This window comes from Candidatus Clostridium eludens (genome assembly GCF_045310515.1).
Lineage (GTDB): Bacteria > Bacillota > Clostridia > Clostridiales > Clostridiaceae > Clostridium_B > Clostridium_B eludens.
Window position 1 is genome coordinate 22,482 of sequence record NZ_JBJHZX010000011.1, and the last position, 18,604, is coordinate 41,085.

Annotated in this window: 19 protein-coding genes and 1 pseudogene; 15 read left to right on the top strand and 5 right to left on the bottom strand. The window is 31.0% G+C overall.

Features of this window, described 5'->3' with window-relative positions:
* Positions 1–202 precede the first annotated feature (202 nt).
* The 3 genes from ACJDU8_RS08830 to ACJDU8_RS08840 all read left to right on the top strand — a co-directional run bounded on the left by ACJDU8_RS08830 (position 203) and on the right by ACJDU8_RS08840 (position 1,985).
* The gene (locus ACJDU8_RS08830; RefSeq protein WP_406791785.1) at positions 203–1,006 is read left to right on the top strand and encodes a C1 family peptidase; all 804 of its coding nucleotides are present in this window, start codon (positions 203–205) and stop codon (positions 1,004–1,006) included.
* A gap of 95 nt (positions 1,007–1,101) precedes the next feature.
* Positions 1,102–1,326, top strand: coding sequence for a hypothetical protein (locus tag ACJDU8_RS08835; protein WP_406791786.1), 225 nt, complete (start codon positions 1,102–1,104; stop codon positions 1,324–1,326).
* A 23-nt stretch (positions 1,327–1,349) separates the two neighbouring features.
* Positions 1,350–1,985: an ankyrin repeat domain-containing protein gene (locus ACJDU8_RS08840; RefSeq protein WP_406791787.1), complete on the top strand. Its 636-nt coding sequence runs from the start codon at positions 1,350–1,352 to the stop codon at positions 1,983–1,985.
* 83 nt (positions 1,986–2,068) lie between these two features.
* On the opposite strand, the gene ACJDU8_RS08845 is transcribed toward ACJDU8_RS08840, so the two are convergent.
* Positions 2,069–2,506 carry a MarR family winged helix-turn-helix transcriptional regulator gene (locus ACJDU8_RS08845; RefSeq protein ID WP_406791788.1) on the bottom strand — a complete coding sequence of 146 codons (438 nt, stop codon included), beginning with the start codon at positions 2,504–2,506 and terminating at the stop codon, positions 2,069–2,071.
* A gap of 410 nt (positions 2,507–2,916) precedes the next feature.
* Here ACJDU8_RS08845 and ACJDU8_RS08850 point away from each other — a divergent pair, with 410 nt between their 5' ends.
* Both ACJDU8_RS08850 and ACJDU8_RS08855 read left to right on the top strand, forming a co-directional pair.
* Positions 2,917–5,169 (top strand): sensor histidine kinase, encoded by a 2,253-nt coding sequence (locus ACJDU8_RS08850; RefSeq protein ID WP_406791789.1) that lies wholly within the window; start codon positions 2,917–2,919, stop codon positions 5,167–5,169.
* 80 nt (positions 5,170–5,249) lie between these two features.
* Positions 5,250–7,412, top strand: coding sequence for an SPFH domain-containing protein (locus ACJDU8_RS08855; protein ID WP_406791790.1), 2,163 nt, complete (start codon positions 5,250–5,252; stop codon positions 7,410–7,412).
* A gap of 248 nt (positions 7,413–7,660) precedes the next feature.
* Here ACJDU8_RS08855 and ACJDU8_RS08860 read toward each other — a convergent pair whose 3' ends face one another.
* Positions 7,661–8,716 (bottom strand): FtsZ/tubulin family protein, encoded by a 1,056-nt coding sequence (locus tag ACJDU8_RS08860; RefSeq protein WP_406791791.1) that lies wholly within the window; start codon positions 8,714–8,716, stop codon positions 7,661–7,663.
* A 139-nt stretch (positions 8,717–8,855) separates the two neighbouring features.
* On the opposite strand from ACJDU8_RS08860, the gene ACJDU8_RS08865 reads away from it, so the two are divergent.
* Positions 8,856–9,692: a helix-turn-helix domain-containing protein gene (locus ACJDU8_RS08865; RefSeq protein WP_406791792.1), complete on the top strand. Its 837-nt coding sequence runs from the start codon at positions 8,856–8,858 to the stop codon at positions 9,690–9,692.
* A 628-nt stretch (positions 9,693–10,320) separates the two neighbouring features.
* Here the strand turns inward: ACJDU8_RS08865 and ACJDU8_RS08870 are convergent.
* Positions 10,321–11,259, bottom strand: a complete 939-nt coding sequence (locus ACJDU8_RS08870) for a hypothetical protein (RefSeq protein ID WP_406791793.1) — start codon at positions 11,257–11,259, stop codon at positions 10,321–10,323.
* Between the two features lie 321 nt (positions 11,260–11,580).
* Between ACJDU8_RS08870 and ACJDU8_RS08875 the strand changes: the two genes are divergently transcribed.
* The 5 genes and pseudogenes from ACJDU8_RS08875 to ACJDU8_RS08895 all read left to right on the top strand — a co-directional run bounded on the left by ACJDU8_RS08875 (position 11,581) and on the right by ACJDU8_RS08895 (position 14,254).
* Positions 11,581–12,054, top strand: coding sequence for an Lrp/AsnC family transcriptional regulator (locus ACJDU8_RS08875; RefSeq protein ID WP_406791794.1), 474 nt, complete (start codon positions 11,581–11,583; stop codon positions 12,052–12,054).
* Between the two features lie 13 nt (positions 12,055–12,067).
* Positions 12,068–12,777, top strand: a pseudogene (locus ACJDU8_RS08880) (AzlC family ABC transporter permease).
* A complete protein-coding gene (locus ACJDU8_RS08885) occupies positions 12,774–13,112 on the top strand; it encodes a branched-chain amino acid transporter permease (protein ID WP_406791795.1) in 339 nt (112 codons plus the stop codon). Before ACJDU8_RS08880 ends, ACJDU8_RS08885 begins: the two are co-directional and overlap by 4 nt.
* Positions 13,113–13,202: 90 nt before the next feature.
* Positions 13,203–13,784 (top strand): flavodoxin family protein, encoded by a 582-nt coding sequence (locus ACJDU8_RS08890; RefSeq protein WP_406791796.1) that lies wholly within the window; start codon positions 13,203–13,205, stop codon positions 13,782–13,784.
* A 200-nt stretch (positions 13,785–13,984) separates the two neighbouring features.
* A complete protein-coding gene (locus ACJDU8_RS08895) occupies positions 13,985–14,254 on the top strand; it encodes a hypothetical protein (protein WP_406791797.1) in 270 nt (89 codons plus the stop codon).
* 147 nt (positions 14,255–14,401) lie between these two features.
* Here ACJDU8_RS08895 and ACJDU8_RS08900 read toward each other — a convergent pair whose 3' ends face one another.
* Entirely contained in the window at positions 14,402–15,607 is a 1,206-nt protein-coding gene (locus ACJDU8_RS08900) for an NADP-dependent isocitrate dehydrogenase (protein ID WP_406791798.1), read from the bottom strand.
* A gap of 392 nt (positions 15,608–15,999) precedes the next feature.
* Between ACJDU8_RS08900 and ACJDU8_RS08905 the strand changes: the two genes are divergently transcribed.
* Entirely contained in the window at positions 16,000–16,446 is a 447-nt protein-coding gene (locus ACJDU8_RS08905) for a GNAT family N-acetyltransferase (RefSeq protein WP_406791799.1), read from the top strand.
* A gap of 63 nt (positions 16,447–16,509) precedes the next feature.
* Positions 16,510–17,046, top strand: a complete 537-nt coding sequence (locus ACJDU8_RS08910) for a GNAT family N-acetyltransferase (protein ID WP_406791800.1) — start codon at positions 16,510–16,512, stop codon at positions 17,044–17,046.
* A gap of 72 nt (positions 17,047–17,118) precedes the next feature.
* On the opposite strand, the gene ACJDU8_RS08915 is transcribed toward ACJDU8_RS08910, so the two are convergent.
* Positions 17,119–17,517 (bottom strand): winged helix-turn-helix transcriptional regulator, encoded by a 399-nt coding sequence (locus tag ACJDU8_RS08915; protein ID WP_406791801.1) that lies wholly within the window; start codon positions 17,515–17,517, stop codon positions 17,119–17,121.
* Between the two features lie 122 nt (positions 17,518–17,639).
* Here ACJDU8_RS08915 and ACJDU8_RS08920 point away from each other — a divergent pair, with 122 nt between their 5' ends.
* Both ACJDU8_RS08920 and ACJDU8_RS08925 read left to right on the top strand, forming a co-directional pair.
* Positions 17,640–18,038, top strand: a complete 399-nt coding sequence (locus ACJDU8_RS08920; RefSeq protein ID WP_406791802.1) for a pyridoxamine 5'-phosphate oxidase family protein — start codon at positions 17,640–17,642, stop codon at positions 18,036–18,038.
* Between the two features lie 321 nt (positions 18,039–18,359).
* The gene (locus ACJDU8_RS08925) at positions 18,360–18,557 is read left to right on the top strand and encodes an alpha/beta-type small acid-soluble spore protein (RefSeq protein WP_406791803.1); all 198 of its coding nucleotides are present in this window, start codon (positions 18,360–18,362) and stop codon (positions 18,555–18,557) included.
* The last annotated feature ends 47 nt before the right edge of the window (positions 18,558–18,604 follow it).

Consider the following 18,604-nt stretch of genomic DNA (forward strand, 5'->3'; position numbering starts at 1 on the left):
ATTCAGGTTTGAGATGATATTCTTAACCAATTAAAAGGACTTTGCATATATGTAAATTAGACCTGTAACTATTCATTTAAATATAGCTGAAAATTTAAATTGGCAAAAAACAATAAAACAGATAAAAAGAAAGTTGTTAGAACAATAGATGAACTCAACTGGTATATAGGCGTATGATTGAATATACAGGAGGAATATAAAAATGGGAAAAAAATTAATTTACAAATACAATTTAAAACCAGGAAAGCTAATGAAAAGCGATTTATTGTTTCATAAAGAAGTAAAAAAGACACAACCAGTACCTGCAAGTGCAGATTTGAGATCAGGATATGGTCCAATAAAAGATCAGGGTGAGTTAGGAGCTTGCACAAGTTTTAGTGCTTGTAGTGTATTAGAATATCTATTAAATAAAGATGTCTCTTTGTCAGAACTTTATTTTTATTATCAAGAGCGTAAAGAAGATGGAGATGTTAATGAGGATGCAGGGAGTACAATCTCTAGATCTGCTATAGTTGCAACTACTATAGGTACTTGTACGGAAACTTTGGATCCTTATGCTATAAGTAACTTTACCAATATTCCTACTCCAATTATGGATGCAGATGCTCCAAAGCACAAAGCAGTTAAAAGATATGCAGTTATAACTATAGATGATATTTTATATTCAGTAGGTGTATTAAAAAGACCTGTATTAATAGGTATAGATGTATATGAAAGCTTTGAGAATATAAGTTCTGATGGATATGTACCAATACCTCAACCTGAAGAGCAACTTTTAGGTGGTCATGCTCTTAATATTTGTGGCTACTTCTATAAGAATAATAATGTGTTTGAAAAAGTAGAAAATGAATTTGAAAGGATATTTTCTAAGACTAAATACAATGGCTTATATTTTATAGTTAGAAATAGCTGGGGAAATACTTTTGGTGATAAAGGATATATTTATATGCCAGCACAATACTTGCTTAAATATTCATCTGACTGGTGGCATATTGATTTAAAATAAAATATAGAAGTTTTTGAAATAAAAGCCCTGGTTAATTCCAGAGCTTTTATTGAATTATGGTAAAATATAATTAAGTGAGATATTAAAGGATTAATATGGAGATTGATACAAACATTAATATTATAACCAATTCAGAGTATTTTTATATATTCTTTGTAAATATCCACTCAATTACTTGGAGTATTTTTTATGCAAATGCACAAACTTTAGGTGTAGCAGTAAGGGTTACAAAAAATAAGTATATTTATGAAATGGAAAGTATGTTTAAAATGGTAATGAGTTCAATTATAATAATTTTAGGAATAGTATTTGATTTATGAGATAATTTACTGGGAGGAGTATTATGAAAATTTATGATATTTTATTTGGTCCAAGACCAAAATCTATTTCAGCAATAATAGAAGAGGGAAATTTGGATGAACTTAAAATTTTTATAAAAAATGGAGGTGATGTTAATGTAAAATGTGATGATAAGAGCCTGCTTCATTTTGTCATAGATAATTGTGAAAACAATTATTTTGAAGTAATAGAACTTTTAATCAATAATGGTGCAGACATCAACAGCCATGAAAGTTATTTAAAAGAAACACCTTTGCATAGAATATGTGCAAGAATAAAACCTAAAATTGATGTTGTGCAATTATTATTAGACAGAGGAGCTAAAGTAAATGCTGAAAATATATCAGGTAAAACCCCTATATTTTACTGCAGCTTTAGTTATTCAGTAGAACTTTTAAACCTTCTTGTTGTTAAATATGGAGCAGATATCAAACACACTGACAAATATAACAATACTCTTTTACATGATGATTATTTAAATAATAATACTGAAACTTTTGAAGATTTTTTAAAAGTTCTTATCTCACTTGGTTTTAATATAAACTCAAAAAATAATGCAGGACATACTCCACTGTATATGTGTAAAAATAAATATATTGAAGGTATATTTATAAAATACGGTGGAAAGATAAGTTTTTGATAAGCTAACTTGGGTTATACCACAACTGCAATTTTATATTTAAAAGAAGTTCTGAAACAATAAATAAATCCTTATTTTAAAAATTATAGACTCTGATTTATTTTCGTTAATAAATATATTAAAATATCTTTTTCTTTTGAAGTTAAATTTTTAGTAATACTTTGTTCGGTATCCTCAAATACTGTATTAAAATCTTGTATCAAATCTGCACCTTTTGGCAATACATAAATATTTTTCTGCCTTTGATTGTTATTTGGAGTTCTTCGTTCAATATATCCTTTTCTCTCCAATCCTTGAAGCATACTAGTAATACTTGCTCCTTTACGCTGAAAAACATCTGCAAGATCCTTCTGAATTATTCCATCGTCTTGATGTTCGTAGATGTAACCAATCATACGGCCTTGTTGAGAATTTAGCCCTAATTTATTTATTTTTTGGTCAGATTTTAATTTTATTTTTACAGCAATAGTTCTTATCAAGTTAGAATAGGTAGTTTTCAAGAAAAAATTAGATTTGTTCATTATGAAACCTCCTGCAATTTATAAATTAGAGCTCTAATTATACTATAGTATAATAATTAGAATTCTAATTGTCAATGATTATTTTTTAATACATAGTAAATATTTTTCATCACATAAATAAATTGTAAGAATTGATATTGCTCTAATAGTAGTAGTAAAATAATAGATAATAGGAGGAAAAAAATAATGATTGATATAGTACACAAAATTAATAACTCCGTCTCCCATTTAGCCCCATAAACTTTCTATAATATTCATTTGGAGACTATAAGTAACAATAAATACTAAATTTGTACAAATATTTGGTCAACGATTATAGAAATTCTTGTTTGCATATAGTATCATAAAAATAGAATGTTAAAAATCTAACAAGCGTTATAGTAAAATATAATATAATTGGGGGCAATTTTATGGATGATTTTGAAAGATTTGAAGAAAAAGTATTAAATATAAATTTAAGCCATGCTGTAGAATATGAGAATGCAGACAAGAAAATAGGATTTCAGAACTTTGTACTAGATGGTATTAACAGAATATTTCGTGAAGTGTTGGAGTGTGATACTGAAGAAGCGTTAGGATGCTTATGTCTTAACATTTTGGAAGAGTTAACCCAAAGCAAATTTGGTTTTATTGGAGAATTAAGTCCGGAAGGGAAATTGTATGATATTGCTATGAGTAATTTAGGGCGCGATGTATGGAAAATACCAAATTCAACAGAAATAGAACTTAGAGAAACGTCAACAGGTTTTAATGTACATGACATATATGAACGAATACTTTTTGATGGTAAGCCATCTATTACTAATGATTCTATAATATTATCAAAGGAATATCCTCCTTTGAATGCATTTGTTGGAGTACCATTAAAGGATGGTGTTAAAACTATTGGCATGATTGGTTTAGGCAATCGGGAGGGTGGATATACAATTAAAGAATTAGAGACCATAGAGATGATTTTACCGGCAATTGTACAAGCTTTTAAATATAAAAAGTCTCAGGAAGCATTAAAACGGAATGAGCAGCATTATAGAGAGTTATTTAACAATACATCTGAAGGTATATTCCTGCTGGAAGTAACTGAAGAAGACCAGTTCAAACTTGTAGAAATTAACTTAGTTGAAAAAGAGTTTGTTAAATTAACAAATCATAAAGTAGAAGGAAGAAATATAGATGAAGTTTATTCTAGAGAATTTGTGGAAGTATTAATAGATAAACTTAAAATGTGTATAGAAGCAAGGAATTTGATAGAATTTAAGGAGTGCCAAAAACATAAGTCTGAAGTAGTTTATTTTTCTATTAAGTTAATACCCGTAGAGGATACTACAGGTAGAATATATAGAATTTTGGGCATAAGAAATAACATTACTGAACAAGTTGAAAAAGACAAAATAATAAAGATGCACAGACATCAGTTGGAGGTCATAATTGAAAATATGCCTGATGCCTTTCTTGTTTATAATAAAGAAGGCCATATTACACTATTAAATGCTGAGGCACGTAAACTATATCCTGAATTAAATGCTAAAAAGACAATAGAAGAAGCCCAGAGCTGTTTCAAATATTTTGACTTAGATAATAAAATCATACCTCCAGAGAGCTTTCTAACAAGACGAGCCTTCAGAGGTGAAGAAGTAAGAGACGAAAGAATAGTTGTAAAGCGACCCCATAAGATTCAAATTACAGAAGTCAACACTACCCCTATTTTTGATGAAGAACACAATTTGGTTTCTGTAGTGGTGTCTCATCGTGATATTTCAGATGTTATAAAGAGTCAGGAAGAAATTAAGGTTCAACAAGAAAAACTATTGAATGCAGAGAGAGCTAAGAATGAAGCTCTTGAAGAATCAATAAAGTTAAAAGACGAATTTTTCTATCTTATCACTCATGAGTTCAAAACGCCTATATCAGTTATAAATTTAGCCTTACAAGCAATTAATTTGATGTATAAAGAAGAAATAACTGAAAAGGCAGGTAAATATTTAAATACTATTAAGCAAAACATTAATAGGCAGCTTCGTTTGGTTAATAATTTACTTGATATTGCTCGCATTAATTCAGGCCATTTAAAGATGAATAAAAATTTTTTTGACATTGCGAATGCTGTTGAAACAATTGTAAATTCAGTGGAGGTATATGCAGAGCAAAAAAATGTGACATTGAAATTGAATACTAATTTATCAGCCAATACTATTTATTCTGATGAAGAGAAGCTGGAGCGTATACTACTTAATTTATTGTCTAATGCTTTAAAGTTTACTCCAGGTGGAAAATCAATTACCATAAGCCTCTCTACAAAGAAATATAAAAATGCAGATATGATTTCTGTAAGTGTACAAGATGAGGGCTTGGGAATACCGCGGGATAAACAAAAAACTATTTTTCAACGTTTTGGACAGGTAGATAGTAGCTTGTCACGCCAAGCTGAAGGTACTGGGTTAGGATTACATCTCGTTAACCTTCTTGTTAACCTTCTTGGTGGTGAAATATTATTAGACAGTGTGGTAGATAAAGGCAGCACTTTTACAGTACTGCTTCCTGCAAGTGAGTCTGAGATTTATTATGAAGAGTCGGCATGCAGTAAAATCAATAACAATTTTCTTAGTGATGATGATCGAATTATTCAATCTGCCGCAATTGAATTTTCAGATATGCATTTTCAGTAAAGTAAAAGACTGTAGTGAATTTCTCAAGTAATGTTAAAGGTTTATTATTCCATAATAACAAAATTTAGGAGGTATATTAAATGTCATCAAATTTATTAATTCACTTTGCATTTATAGGAGGCATAATCGTAGGTATATTAGTTTTGATAGTAATTATAGTAAAAGTGGTAGGTATTATAATTATACATAGCGATGAAGTAGGCATAGAGGAAAAATGGTGGTCTCTTAAGGGGACACTAGACAAGCAGATTATTGCTCTTAATGGAGAGTCTGGGTTTCAGCCGGATTTACTCAGGGCTGGTATTTATTTAAGATCCCCCATAATGTATCACATACACAGAGCACCACTTATAACAATACCACAAGGTAAGATTGCCTATGTATTTGCAAGGGATGGTAAATCGCTAGATACAACACAAACATTAGGAAAAGTTATTAAAGAATCAGATAACTTTCAAGATGTTAGAGCATTCTTGGCAAATGGGGGACAGAAAGGGCCTCAAAGGGCAATACTTAGAGAAGGTACTTATGCTATAAATTTAGCTCAATTTATTGTAATTACTGAGGAGCAGGTCTATTCATTAGTAGCAGATACTGAGTATGAACAAATGAAAATTAAGATACAAGCATTAAATGGTTTTACACCTGTAATAATTAACGGCAAGAGTGATTTGATAGGAATAGTAACAGTTAATGAAGGACCTTCTTTACCTAATGGAGAAATCATAGCACCGGTTGTAGCTCAGAATACTTCAGATGAAAATTATCATAATAATTTTCAAGATATAGAAAAATTTTTAGCGGCAGGTGGTCTTAAGGGGAGACAGTACCAAACTTTATCAGATGGTACTTACTTCATAAATAGGTTGTTTGCCACTGTAGAGTTATTACCTAAAACAGTTATTGATGTTACAGAAGTAGGAGTAGTTACTTCTTACTATGGCTCTAAGGGAGAGGATGTTACTGGTTCTAAATATACACACGGTGAGTTAGTATCTCAAGGTTCTAAGGGTATATGGGAAGTTGCACTACAGCCTGGTAAGTATGCTTTTAACACCTATGCAGGCAGGATTATAAAAGTACCAACAATAAATATAATATTAAAGTGGATGCAAAACCAGTCTGGTAATCACAAGCTTGATGAGAATTTAAAAGAAATCAGTTTGATTACTAAGGATGCCTTTGAACCTGTTCTCCCATTAACAGTAGTAATGCACATTGACTATAAAAATGCTTCTAGAGTAATTCAGCGCTTTGGAGATATTAAAATACTTATAGAACAGTCACTTGACCCTATGATTGCAGGATACTTTAAAAATATAGGACAGCAAATGACCTTAATCGAACTTATTCAGAACAGAAATGAGATACAGAGTAGGGCTTCCGAAGAAATGAAAGAGAGATTTTCAAGATATGATTTAGAGCTTGAAGAGGTTCTAATAGGAACTCCAGCAGCTTCTCCTAATGATTCTAGAATAAATACTATTCTACAACAATTAAGAGACAGGCAAGTTGCAAAGGAACAAATCGCAACTTATGATGCACAACAGAAATCAGCAGACAAGATGAAAGAACTTGAAGAAGCTAAGGCCAAAGCTAATGCACAGGCAGCACTTACCCAATCGGATATAGATATTACCATAGCTGATAATAAGGGTAAAGCGGCATTAAAATCAGCAGAGCAAGAAGCGGCTAAGATTAAAGCTTTATCGGAGGCAGATAAGTACAAGAGTAATCAAAAAGCGGAAGCAGATAGATATGCAAGAGAGCAAGATGCAGAAGCTACAGCTAAAACAGTTGAATTGACAGCTAAGGCTAATGCAGAGAAGGTAAAGGTAACAGCAGACGCTGATTCATATGAATTAGAAACAATAGGTAATGCTAAGGCTCTCAATATTAAAGCCGTAGCTTCAGCAGAAGCAGACAAAGAAACTAAGGTTGGTACAGCAAAAGGTATAGCAGCTAAGGCATTAGTTGATGCATATGGGGGACCTGAATTACAGGTAGTGCAGTCAGTATTAACACAATTTGCAGAAGCTTTAAAAGTGTCTAAGTCACCTTTAGTGCCTAATACTATAATAACTGCTGCTGGAGATGGCAAAACTCCCAATGCCATGGAAGGTATTTTAAGCTTGGTATTAGCAAATATAGCTAATGGCAAAGGGTTATTAGTACCAAAAGATATAGAAAGTTCAAAAATTACAGAAAAACAAGATGAAGCAGATAAAACAGATAATCAATAAGATTTAGAGAGAAAACCATATGTAAATTCAAAATATACTTGGCTTGAGGCAGAAAGACCATAATTACAAAAAATTCTTATTTTATTATGACAAAGTAAAAAACTGTACTGTGCCTCAGGACGGTTATATGTATTGTGGGTTTAAGTGGTGGTGCGGGAGGTGGTATTTGGCATTTATAACCCACTACTTTTACTCAATATCTGCTATGTAATATTTATATTTTGACATTCTAAAAATGAATAATAGATCTAGAAATTATAATTATCTTCCAATAAATTATTAAGTTCATTGTTATTAAGCACGCTTAATTCTTCTTCAGTTTCTTTGCTATCCGTATCTAAATCAATAATAACACTTCTTTTTTTATTTCTTGATAATTTTCTTTTATTTTTATCCTCTAATGCCATTTTTATTAAATTTATTGATTCTGTGGGAGTTTCACATCCTCCAAGGACTACTATATTATTTTTCTTATTATATGTTATATATGTACTTCTATAAACTTCAAATAATTTAGTTACTTCATATGGATCATACCCATCAATTTTTAAATTAATTGCCAAATAATCGCAATCATATACATCTTGTTGAACAAACACACTATTTTTTATTGATAAATCAATAGCAGTCTTAACATCTTTTAACCCATCATATAGCTTTAAAATAAGTCCTGATCCATCTGCTGTATTTATTCTGAATGAATCTTTATTATCGATGCTACCATCAGCATGGATACCTACTATGTTATATGCTAGATCTAAACTTTCAATCACTTCATTATTAATTTCTTTATACGTATTTCTTTTATTATTATCTACAAATTTAACGTCATTTATTAAATCCATTATGCTATTTATATCATTCCAACATTCTATTGTATTTTTAAATGCTAACTCATCTTCCTTTAAACTAGGTAAAATAGCTACTACATTTACTTTAGAATTTGGTAATACTTTTTTTACTATTTGTACAAAGGTTTTTATTGCCCCAGAACCCGTTCCTCCAGCCATAGTTGTAAGTACTACGACTACTTCTGTTAAAGGATATTTGCTTAATAATGTTCCTATAGCGTTAGCATTATCTTTTATCATTTCTTTAGACTTAGTTCTATCTCTTCCTGAACCATCTGTTCCTGGATACACATATACATTTTTCGCCATATCTGCATTTTTTAATGGTTTAATATCAAATAAACTGCTATTTATAAATAACCCGTTGTATCTTGAATTTCTACTTAATAATCCATCTACAATATTTCCCGCACCTTGACCTAATGAGACTAATAACATTTTGCCTTTTTCCATAATTACCCTCCCTTAGTGTATTTTATATATCTATTATCGAAAAAAGTCAGAATAACCTTATATTTTTTAAACTAATAATATTTTTTACTTAAGCTTACCTTCTATTTGTTCGAAAAAAGGAGAAGGGGGATTAATTATTATGGATAATAAAGATAAATATATAGATACACAAAAAGTTGATCATAAAATTCAAAATAAAAAAAGAGGCGAAATATTGTACTACTCTATTAATCAGGTTGCTGATTTGTTGAATGAAAATATTAGTAATATAAAATACTATACAAATATATTTGACGATCTTCTAAAAATTGAAATAATAGATAAAGAATTGCGTTATACTAATAATGATATTGATAACTTAGAATTTTTAATAAAATTAAAAAATAGAGGAATGTCTCTTAAAGAAATTCAAGATTATTATAGTAAATTACCTTTAAATGATAATGAAGTCCAGCATCTAGAAAGTAATTTATTATCTGTTGAAGAACTTATTGATTCAATTAAAGAAGAACAACAAATTCAATTTAACAATTTTAAAATTCAATTAAATAATGATATACAAAATGCCAATTTATTATATATTGAAAATATTACCTCAACAATTATTGAGGCTCAAAATAAAAGCCTTAATAAATTCAAACAGGATTTATTTGAGGAAATTAAACAATATCTAAATTCTAAGTTTGATGAAATTAATGAAATTAACCTTGATTTACATAACCAATTTATTTCTAACATTACAGAATTTATATCTGAAAAAATTGACAGTAAAAATGACGAATTAAAACTTAACTTGCAAAGTGATTTTAATGTATTTTCCCAATCATCTTTAACTAATAATGAACGTTTAATAAAGGAAGTTAAGGGTTTTAAAAAAGTTATAGAGAATGCTTATTATATCCAATACCAAGTAGAAATGGATAATGCTAATTCAGGATTTTTGAATAAATTACTTCAAATATTTAAATCTAAATAAAATTTAAAGAGATTAGTTTTATACTCTTGTTTTAAACTATAAAAAGGGAAAATCTTGGATATTTCTTAGGAGTTATTATGGGTATTAGCGATGAGGCTAGAATATTTAATAGTATTTGAATATAGAACAGGATGAAATTGTAAATTATCTCGTGGAGTAAGTAATAACCTGAAATAGAAAATTGATACAACAAATTATATAATACCAGTAACACTCGTATTCTTAGGCAAATCTAAAAGGTGAGTTAATGGTTGATAACCGCAATGCAAGTCTCTAATATCCCACACCAACAGCTTCATAGACTTAAAGATGGTGTATAAAGTCCTGCCCAGCTTTTAAGAATGGTTCTACTATCAGCAACGGTTCCTATCTCTGAGGCTTTTTTAATTTTTTCTTCTGCCCAATCTATGACAGCACTTGTGATGTTTTTGAGTGTGCGTTATCTACGACATGATAGGTGACACCTTGTGAATTGCCACCAGTCTGTGCATACCTGGCAACATAAGGAGATAAGTAAAATTTTTAACAATAAAAAATCCCCGGTTTTATTATAATATGACCGGGGATTTTTATCTGTCTACATTGAATCACATGTATCAGGTTATGGTACTTATAAGTTATTTTGGTCTTAAATTTCTTTCATTGCAGAATCAAATGCATTTTGAATAGCTGTTTCCTGGTCTTGAGTAATTGTTCCAGCAGATACCAAACTATCTAAAGCATTTGCAAATGGGTTGTTTGTTCTGTCCGTTTGTGACTGAGATGACTTCACCGCAGAATCAAATGCACTTTTAATAGCTGTCTCTTGATCCTGTGTGATTGTTCCAGCAGATACTAAACTATCTAGAACGGATGTGCCAGGGTCTCCAGTTGAGTTCTGTGGCTGGGTGGAGTTCATAGCAGATTTAAATGCATTTTGAATAGCTGTTTCCTGGTCTTGAGTAATTGTTCCAGCAGATACCAAACTATCTAAAGCATTTGCAAATGGATTATTTGTTTTATCAGTTTGTGCCTGAGGTGACTTCATAGCAGAATCAAATGCACTTTTAATAGCTGTCTCTTGATCCTGTGTGATTGTTCCAGCAGATACTAAACTATCTAAAACGGATGTGCCAGGGTCTTCAGTTGAGTTCTGTGGCTGGGTGGAGTTCATAGCAGATTTAAATGCATTTTGAATAGCTGTCTCTTGGTCTTGAGTAATTGTTCCTGAAGATACTAGACTATCTAATGGATTTGTAGGTCTTCTATTGTATACTGCTGATGGTTGGGTTGACTGGTTTCTAGATTGAAAAATACTAGTTATAGTATTTGCTTGATCCTGAGTAATTGTTCCTGCTGACACCAAACTATCTAAGGAACTACTGATGCTGTTGGCAATATTTGTTTCTCTCGGCATTAAGTTATTTGCTGTTTGCATCCCACATTGACTTAATTCTATTGAATCTTGTCCATATTTTTTATAATCATTTATTTCTGTATAGTTGTCACCATCTGTATTTTCAGTATTGTTTTGAGTATATAAACTATATAAATTACTTGTGCTTCTAGTATCATATATTGTGTTCATTGGTATTCCTCCTCTATATTAATTTCTTGTTAATCTAACTATAACTAGAAATTGTTGTATAAATGTCAAATGATTATGTGAAAATTATGTGATTTATGTGATGGTAACTATATTTTATATAATCTTTTTGTTGTGTTAGACTATACTTTTAAATAAGATACAGTTATATCTATTTATAATTAAATAGATAAATTATATTCTCTATTTCTTTTGTGTTAAAGTATTAAATGCAGTTTTTTATTTACTTATGATATATAATGTGGTAACATAAATTATATACAAAATATAATTTATTAAAATATGCAAAAAGGGGAATATAATATGACAACTATTCTTGATAATACTGATAAAGCAATCTTAAGAGAATTACAGGAAGACGGTTCAATCTCAAATTTAGATTTATCAAAAAAAATTGGACTTTCACCATCAGCGTGCTTGGCAAGAACAAAAAATTTAGTAGAAACTGGTACTATCAAAAAATTCGCTACTATTATAGACGAGAAAAAATTGGGAATGGAAGTGCTTGCATTTGTTCTGGTCAATATAACACCTCTTAATAGGCAAACAATACATTTATTTTTAGAGGATGTAAATAGATTTCCGCAGATTCAAGAGTGTTACACACTTACAGGAGGCCACGATTATCTGCTTAAAATTATAGCAAAAGATATGGAGAGTTATAGAGATTTTATAATTGATTCATTAATGCAGAATACCACAATCAGCAGTGTTGAAACAAGCATGGTCATGGGGATAGAAAAAAGGACTGTCAATGTACCCATTGATGAGGTTTAGTGAGGTGAAAAATTTGAAAGAAAAAGCTAGTGCGTTAAAGGCTGCCTTTCCCCATACTATCCCTGTATTAACTGGGTTTATTTTCTTAGGCATTGCCTATGGTATCTTGATGAACAGTAAGGGTTATGGTATTGGTTGGGCGGTTTTGATAAGTTTTATGGCATTTGCAGGCTCAGCACAATATGTAGCAATTACCTTTCTTACATCAATTTTTAATCCTATTTATGCATTGCTAATGACATTAATGGTAAATGCTCGTCATTTATTTTATGGAATATCAATGCTGGATAAATATAAAGATACTGGTAAATTAAAACCATATCTTATTTTTGGTTTGTGTGATGAAACATTTTCTATTATCTGCTCGGCCGAGCCACCAGAGGGTATAAATCGAAACTGGTTTAATTTTTTTATTACATTCCTTGACCACAGCTATTGGGTGTTGGGCACAGCTCTCGGCGGGATGCTGGGTTCTATGGTTTCATTTAATACAAAAGGTCTTGATTTTGTCTTGACTGCTCTTTTTGTGGTAATATTTGTGGGACAATGGAAGACTCATAAAAATCACAAACCTGCAATAATCGGAGTTTTATGTTCTATTATTTGTTTGTTTTTGGACAAAGTAATTTCATTATTCCTTCTATGATTGCCATATTGGCAGTATTGACAGTATTTCGAAAAGAATATTTAGAAGAGAAAGAACTGGCCAAGGAGGGAGTATGATGACTTTAACACCTGTTCAAACTTTTATTATTATTTCTATGGTAACTATTGGTACGCTCATAACAAGGTTTTTGCCTTTTATTTTATTTCAAGATGCTAAATTAAATAATTCATATATCAGTTACCTTGGAAAAGTTTTGCCATATTCTGCTATCGGATTATTGGTGGTATATTGCCTTAAAAGCGTCAATTTCAAAAGCCCTACATATGGGATTCCGGAGGCCATAGCTATCATTTGCATTACTGTGCTTCATTATTGGAAAGGTAATACACTTCTGAGCATTGGGATAGGTACAGTTATCTACATGGTACTTGTTCAAGCTGTTTTTATTTAAGAATTGATCAAAGAACTCTCTAAACTAAGACTCATTCTTTTTATTTTTAATGTATGTGTATAGGTTATTTAAAACAGATGGAGGTATGAAATGAAATATTGTATTCTTATGGGAAGCCCACGTAAAAATGGAAATACATTTAAATTATTAAAGCCGTTTGTTGAAGAACTTGAACTTCATCAAGTTCAGTATGATTTGATTTGGCTTTATGATAAACATATTGAGCCTTGTATTGCTTGTCGGAATTGTCAAAAAGACTGGACGATTTTTGGATGTGGATATTCCGATGATGTGCAGGAAATTTTTTATAGAATATATGATTGTGATGTCATTATTTTAGCTACGCCTATTTATTCATGGTACTGCACGCCACCTATGAAATCACTGTTGGATCGCTTGGTGTATGGAATGAATAAGTATTATGGTGATGAAAAAGGTCCTTCTCTTTGGAAGGGTAAAAAGTTAGGTATCATAACAACTTGCGGGTATAGACCTGAAAATGGAGCTGATTTATTTGAAAAAGGTATAAAACGGTATTGTAAGCACTCTCAATTAAAATATATTGGAATGCTTGCTGAAAGAGATTTTGGGTATAAATCTGTCTTTATAACGAATGATAAGATTGAGCATTCCAAATCATTTGCTCGACAGCTAATAAGTGATGGCATATAATATGATATGCTTCAATGAAAAATCTTATTATGAAAATTTAGGTGAAATTTTTTTATTTTTGAGAAGGAATAAGTGTTTTTTAATGCATTCCCGTACCTTGTAAAAATTCTCTTATAATGATATTATGTTAAATAATGTAGACATTGAAAAATTTATAAGTTAGAGTAATATAGAAAAATCTACAATAGGGGCTGATAAAAATGAAGGAAGTTAAAACATATCAAGACTGGCAAGGAGATATAAACGACTATCTACAAGTTGGAGATTTAGTTGATTTTCAAATGGTTGCTTTCTTTCTTCGTGCATTACCTATAACATGTGAAAATGATATAATACAGGGAAGGCAATCTATTAAAGTATATATTGACGGAAAAAAAGAATATGTATATCCAACATTAATGCAAACTAAAGAAGGTTGGGAATATGCTGGAAATTGCCTAAAAGGTGAAACGAAAAATATAGAAATATAGGAAAACTATTGAAGTGAAAAAAACCGTACTGAATTCCAGTACGGTTGTATGTATGGTGGGTTCTAGTGGTGGAGGCGCAAAGCATAGTGTGTGAAATTCACTAATCTTTACATAATTAAAGTAGTCTTCAACAAAACGTCTTTAATACTACTCCTCTAATCTTTTCTTTATCTCTAAAAGGAATTCCTCTGTATTAACTATTTTTTTATTTTCCAGTTCTGAAAGTGGAGCTAAATCCTTAGTCACAACTCCTTCTTCAATAGTTCTGATAGATGCAGCTTCAAGTTTATCTGCAAATTCGACTAATTCATTTATTTCGTCCATTTCTCCTCTTTTTCTCAGAGCTCCTGTCCATGCAAATAAAGTAGCCATGGAATTTGTAGAGGTTAACTGTCCTTTAAGATGCTGATAATAATGTTTTTGTACAGTACCATGAGCAGCCTCATACTCATAATAGCCTTCAGGTGATACAAGTACTGAAGCCATCATTGCAAGACTTCCAAAAGCAGTAGCAACCATATCCGACATTACATCGCCATCATAATTCTTACATGCCCATATAAAACCACCTTCTGATTTTACAACTCTGGCAACAGCATCATCAATTAATGTATAGAAATATTCTATATCCGCATCCTTAAACTTAGCATCGTATTCAGCATCATATATTTCTTGGAATATATCCTTAAATCTGTGATCATAGGTCTTGGAAATAGTATCCTTTGAGGCAAACCATAAATCTTGTTTCATATCTAATGCATAATTAAAGCAGGATCTTGCAAAACTTTCAATAGATTTATCCAGGTTATGCATTCCCATTACAACACCTGGTCCATTGAAAACATGAATTGTTTGCCTTGTTTCTTCACCTGTCTCAGAAGTAAATACTAATTCCATTTTACCAGGTTCTTCTACTTTGTATTCTACATCTCTATATATATCACCATATGCATGTCTTGCAACTGTAATAGGTTTTTTCCATGTTTTCATAAGAGGTTTTATACTGTTCACTATAATAGGTGTACGAAAAACTGTACCATCAAGAATTGCTCTTATTGTTCCGTTAGGACTTTTCCACATACTCTTTAGATTATACTCCTTAACTCTTTCAGCGTTTGGAGTTATAGTAGCACATTTTACACCAACACCATATTTTTTTATTGCATTTGCAGCAGCAACAGTTATTTCATCATTAGTTTCGTCTCTTTTAACAAGTCCAAGATCATAATACTCAGTTTTTAAATCTATATATGGTTTCAAAAGTAAATCTTTAATCATCTTCCAGATGATTCTAGTCATTTCATCTCCGTCCATTTCTACTAAAGGTACGTTCATTTTAATCTTTTCAGTCATTATTAGTCCTCTTTTCATTTATATTTTTTCGTATAAATATAAAATATTTTGATATATTCATGCATTTTTTAACTAAATATACTTTATTATAAAAGAAATGGACAGTACATGCAAGTCGTTCTTCCATTCTACTGGCAGTAATAGTATTCTTTTGAACAGACCATAGTATTCTTTAGGTGCTTTCTTGGTTCTGTTATTCTTCATAGCTACAATTTACGGGGTTGCATCTCTTTGATAAAGTATTATTATATAAGGTAATAAGTGTTAAGTAAGACTAATTCATCCCTTAAAGTTAAGATACAGTATCCTTGTACTCTTGGCAAACAGTATCTAAATTTTGTTTTACCCCAAAGGGGTGTGAAGGAAAGAGATATAAATATGGAGGTATTCTTATGTGTGGGATTGTAAGATTAATAAAGTATGATGAATTGAGAGAATTATTGAATCTTTATAGGCAATTACAACCTAATGACCCAAATGTTTATGAAAATAAAGATTTAAAAGATATATGGGATTCAATATATAATGATCCAAATCTTTGTTATATTGTAGTTGAAGTAGAAGGTAGATTGGTTTCTTCATGCAATATATCTATTATAAAAAATCTTACTCGGAATTTACGACCCTATGGGTTAATAGAAAATGTTATTACTGACTTAAATCATAGAAAAAAAGGATATGCCACAAAAGCACTTAATATGGCAGTTGAAATTGCAAAGGGCAGTAATTGTTACAAAGTAATGCTTTTAACAAGCTCAAAAAAAGAAGAAACACTAAAATTTTATGAACAAGCAGGATTTATAAGAGGAAAGAAAACTGGATTTATTAAAAATCTTTAGATAAAGGCTTAGAAATGATTTCACAGTCTAAATAATAGTGATATGATGGGGGAGTGGTATTTAATGAAAGAGATAAGCAGTAATAGTTCAAAAGTTATAATTAGAAAAGCTGTTAAATCAGATGCTAAAGCATTAATAGAATATCTTAATATAATTGGTGGAGAATCAGATTTTTTAACCTTTGAAATGGGAGAATTCGGAATAAGTATTGAACAGGAAGAAGAATTTATTGCAAATGCCTTAAATAAGCAAAATGCCTTGTTCATTATAGCTGAAATTAACGAAAAGATAATTGGGAATCTAAATTTCTCTGGAGGTCCAAGAAAAAGGAATGCTCATGTTGGCGAATCTGGAGTAAGTGTTCTTAAGAAATATTGGGGAAATGGTATAGGTAAAGAACTCATAAAATATTTAATTGATTGGAGTAAAAATTCAGGAATAATTAGAAAACTTAATTTAAGAGTTAGAAATGATAATATACGAGGTATTTGTCTATACAAGAAACTTGGATTTTCAGAGGAAGGAATATTAAAGAGAGATTTTTTAGTTAATGGCAAGTTCTATGACTCTTTATTAATGGGATTACAAATAGACCAGTAAAAAAGCTGATTTTTGTATAATCAACTTTTAATGGATGGAAGAGGGGCTTTCTACTTTAATATGTGTATGAAACTACAGCATGTCACATGAAGTGTCAACCTTACTATACTGTGACACTTTTTTTGCCCACTTACCCAATTGCATTAAAATAGGTACTAAATCATCTACCAGCTCTGTGGAGGAATATTCCACACGCAGAGGCATAACATTATATTGCTTTCGGTTCACCAGTCCGTCAGCTTCCAATTCTCTCAAAGAACTGGCAAGCATTGTATTCGTAATACCATGCACTTTCTGTTTTAGTTGGCTGTAACGTATTGGTCCATCGTTTTTTAGAACACACAAAATCTGAAGTTTCCACTTACCACCAATAATCTTTATAGCATTGGATAAAGGACATTCTTCCATGCACGGACATATACCACGCAGCTCTTCATCTATATTTTTAGCAGTTGTTTTCTCTGTAATCATATTTTTCTTACCTACCCACATTTTTTTGCGTTATTTACAACATATTCTTGCAGTAGTAAAATTATATCACATAGCAATTACAGAGTAAATATAATATTGATATTGAGGAGGATTTTCTTATTATGGAAGAAGTCTTAAAATTTTTACATGAAAATAGCCCGTTTTATTTTGCAACTGTTGACAAAACAACACCAAAGGTTCGTCCGCTGGGGCTTTGCCTGGAACATAACGGAAAGATTTATTTTGGCATAGGAACATTCAAACAAGCATTTAAACAATTACTGGCAAATCCACAAGTTGAAATCTGTACAACAAACAAAAACAGTGAATGGATTCGCCTGCACGGTACTGCCATTGTGGATGACAATGATGCTGTGTTGGAAAAAGCATTTGCAGCAATACCCTTCCTAAAGAATATGTACAATGAAGAAACCGGCAGGAAACTTGGTTTGTTTTATCTTAAAGATGCTGTTGCTGAAATCGCCGATATGAAGGGCGGATTCAAAGAAATTAAATTATAATACATTTTGATAATCATTTTAGGGCTGTCTTTAGGACAGTCTTTTATTTCTAGTTAACTTTCTTATCACATACAATCTGAGCCATAATCAATTGTGGTTTGAAATACTTTCCCATACATGACATCAAACAGTTTTTCATAAAATTTTTGTTCTGATAGGATAATATTTTTTAGATGTGAACAACTCCTAATTATAAATCACATAAATTTCACATGGTTATTACATATTGTAACTACAATCCAATTACCTAGAGTATTTTTTATAGAAATACACAAACTTTAAGTGTAGCAATAAAGGTTACTATGTGAAGGAGTGTTTATTATGGCACGTAACAGTAATAATTTAGTAGTACCAGAAGCTAGAGAAGCTTTGAATAGGTTTAAGATGGAGTCAGCTCAGGAAGTTGGAGTAAATTTAAAGAATGGCTACAATGGAGATTTAACTGCTAGGGAAGCTGGCTCAATAGGCAGAAATATGGTTAAGAAAATGATTGAAGCTTATGAGCAGGACTTAAAGTAACAATGTGACAAAAACCTGTACCCTAATAAGTAGGGTGCAGGTTTTAT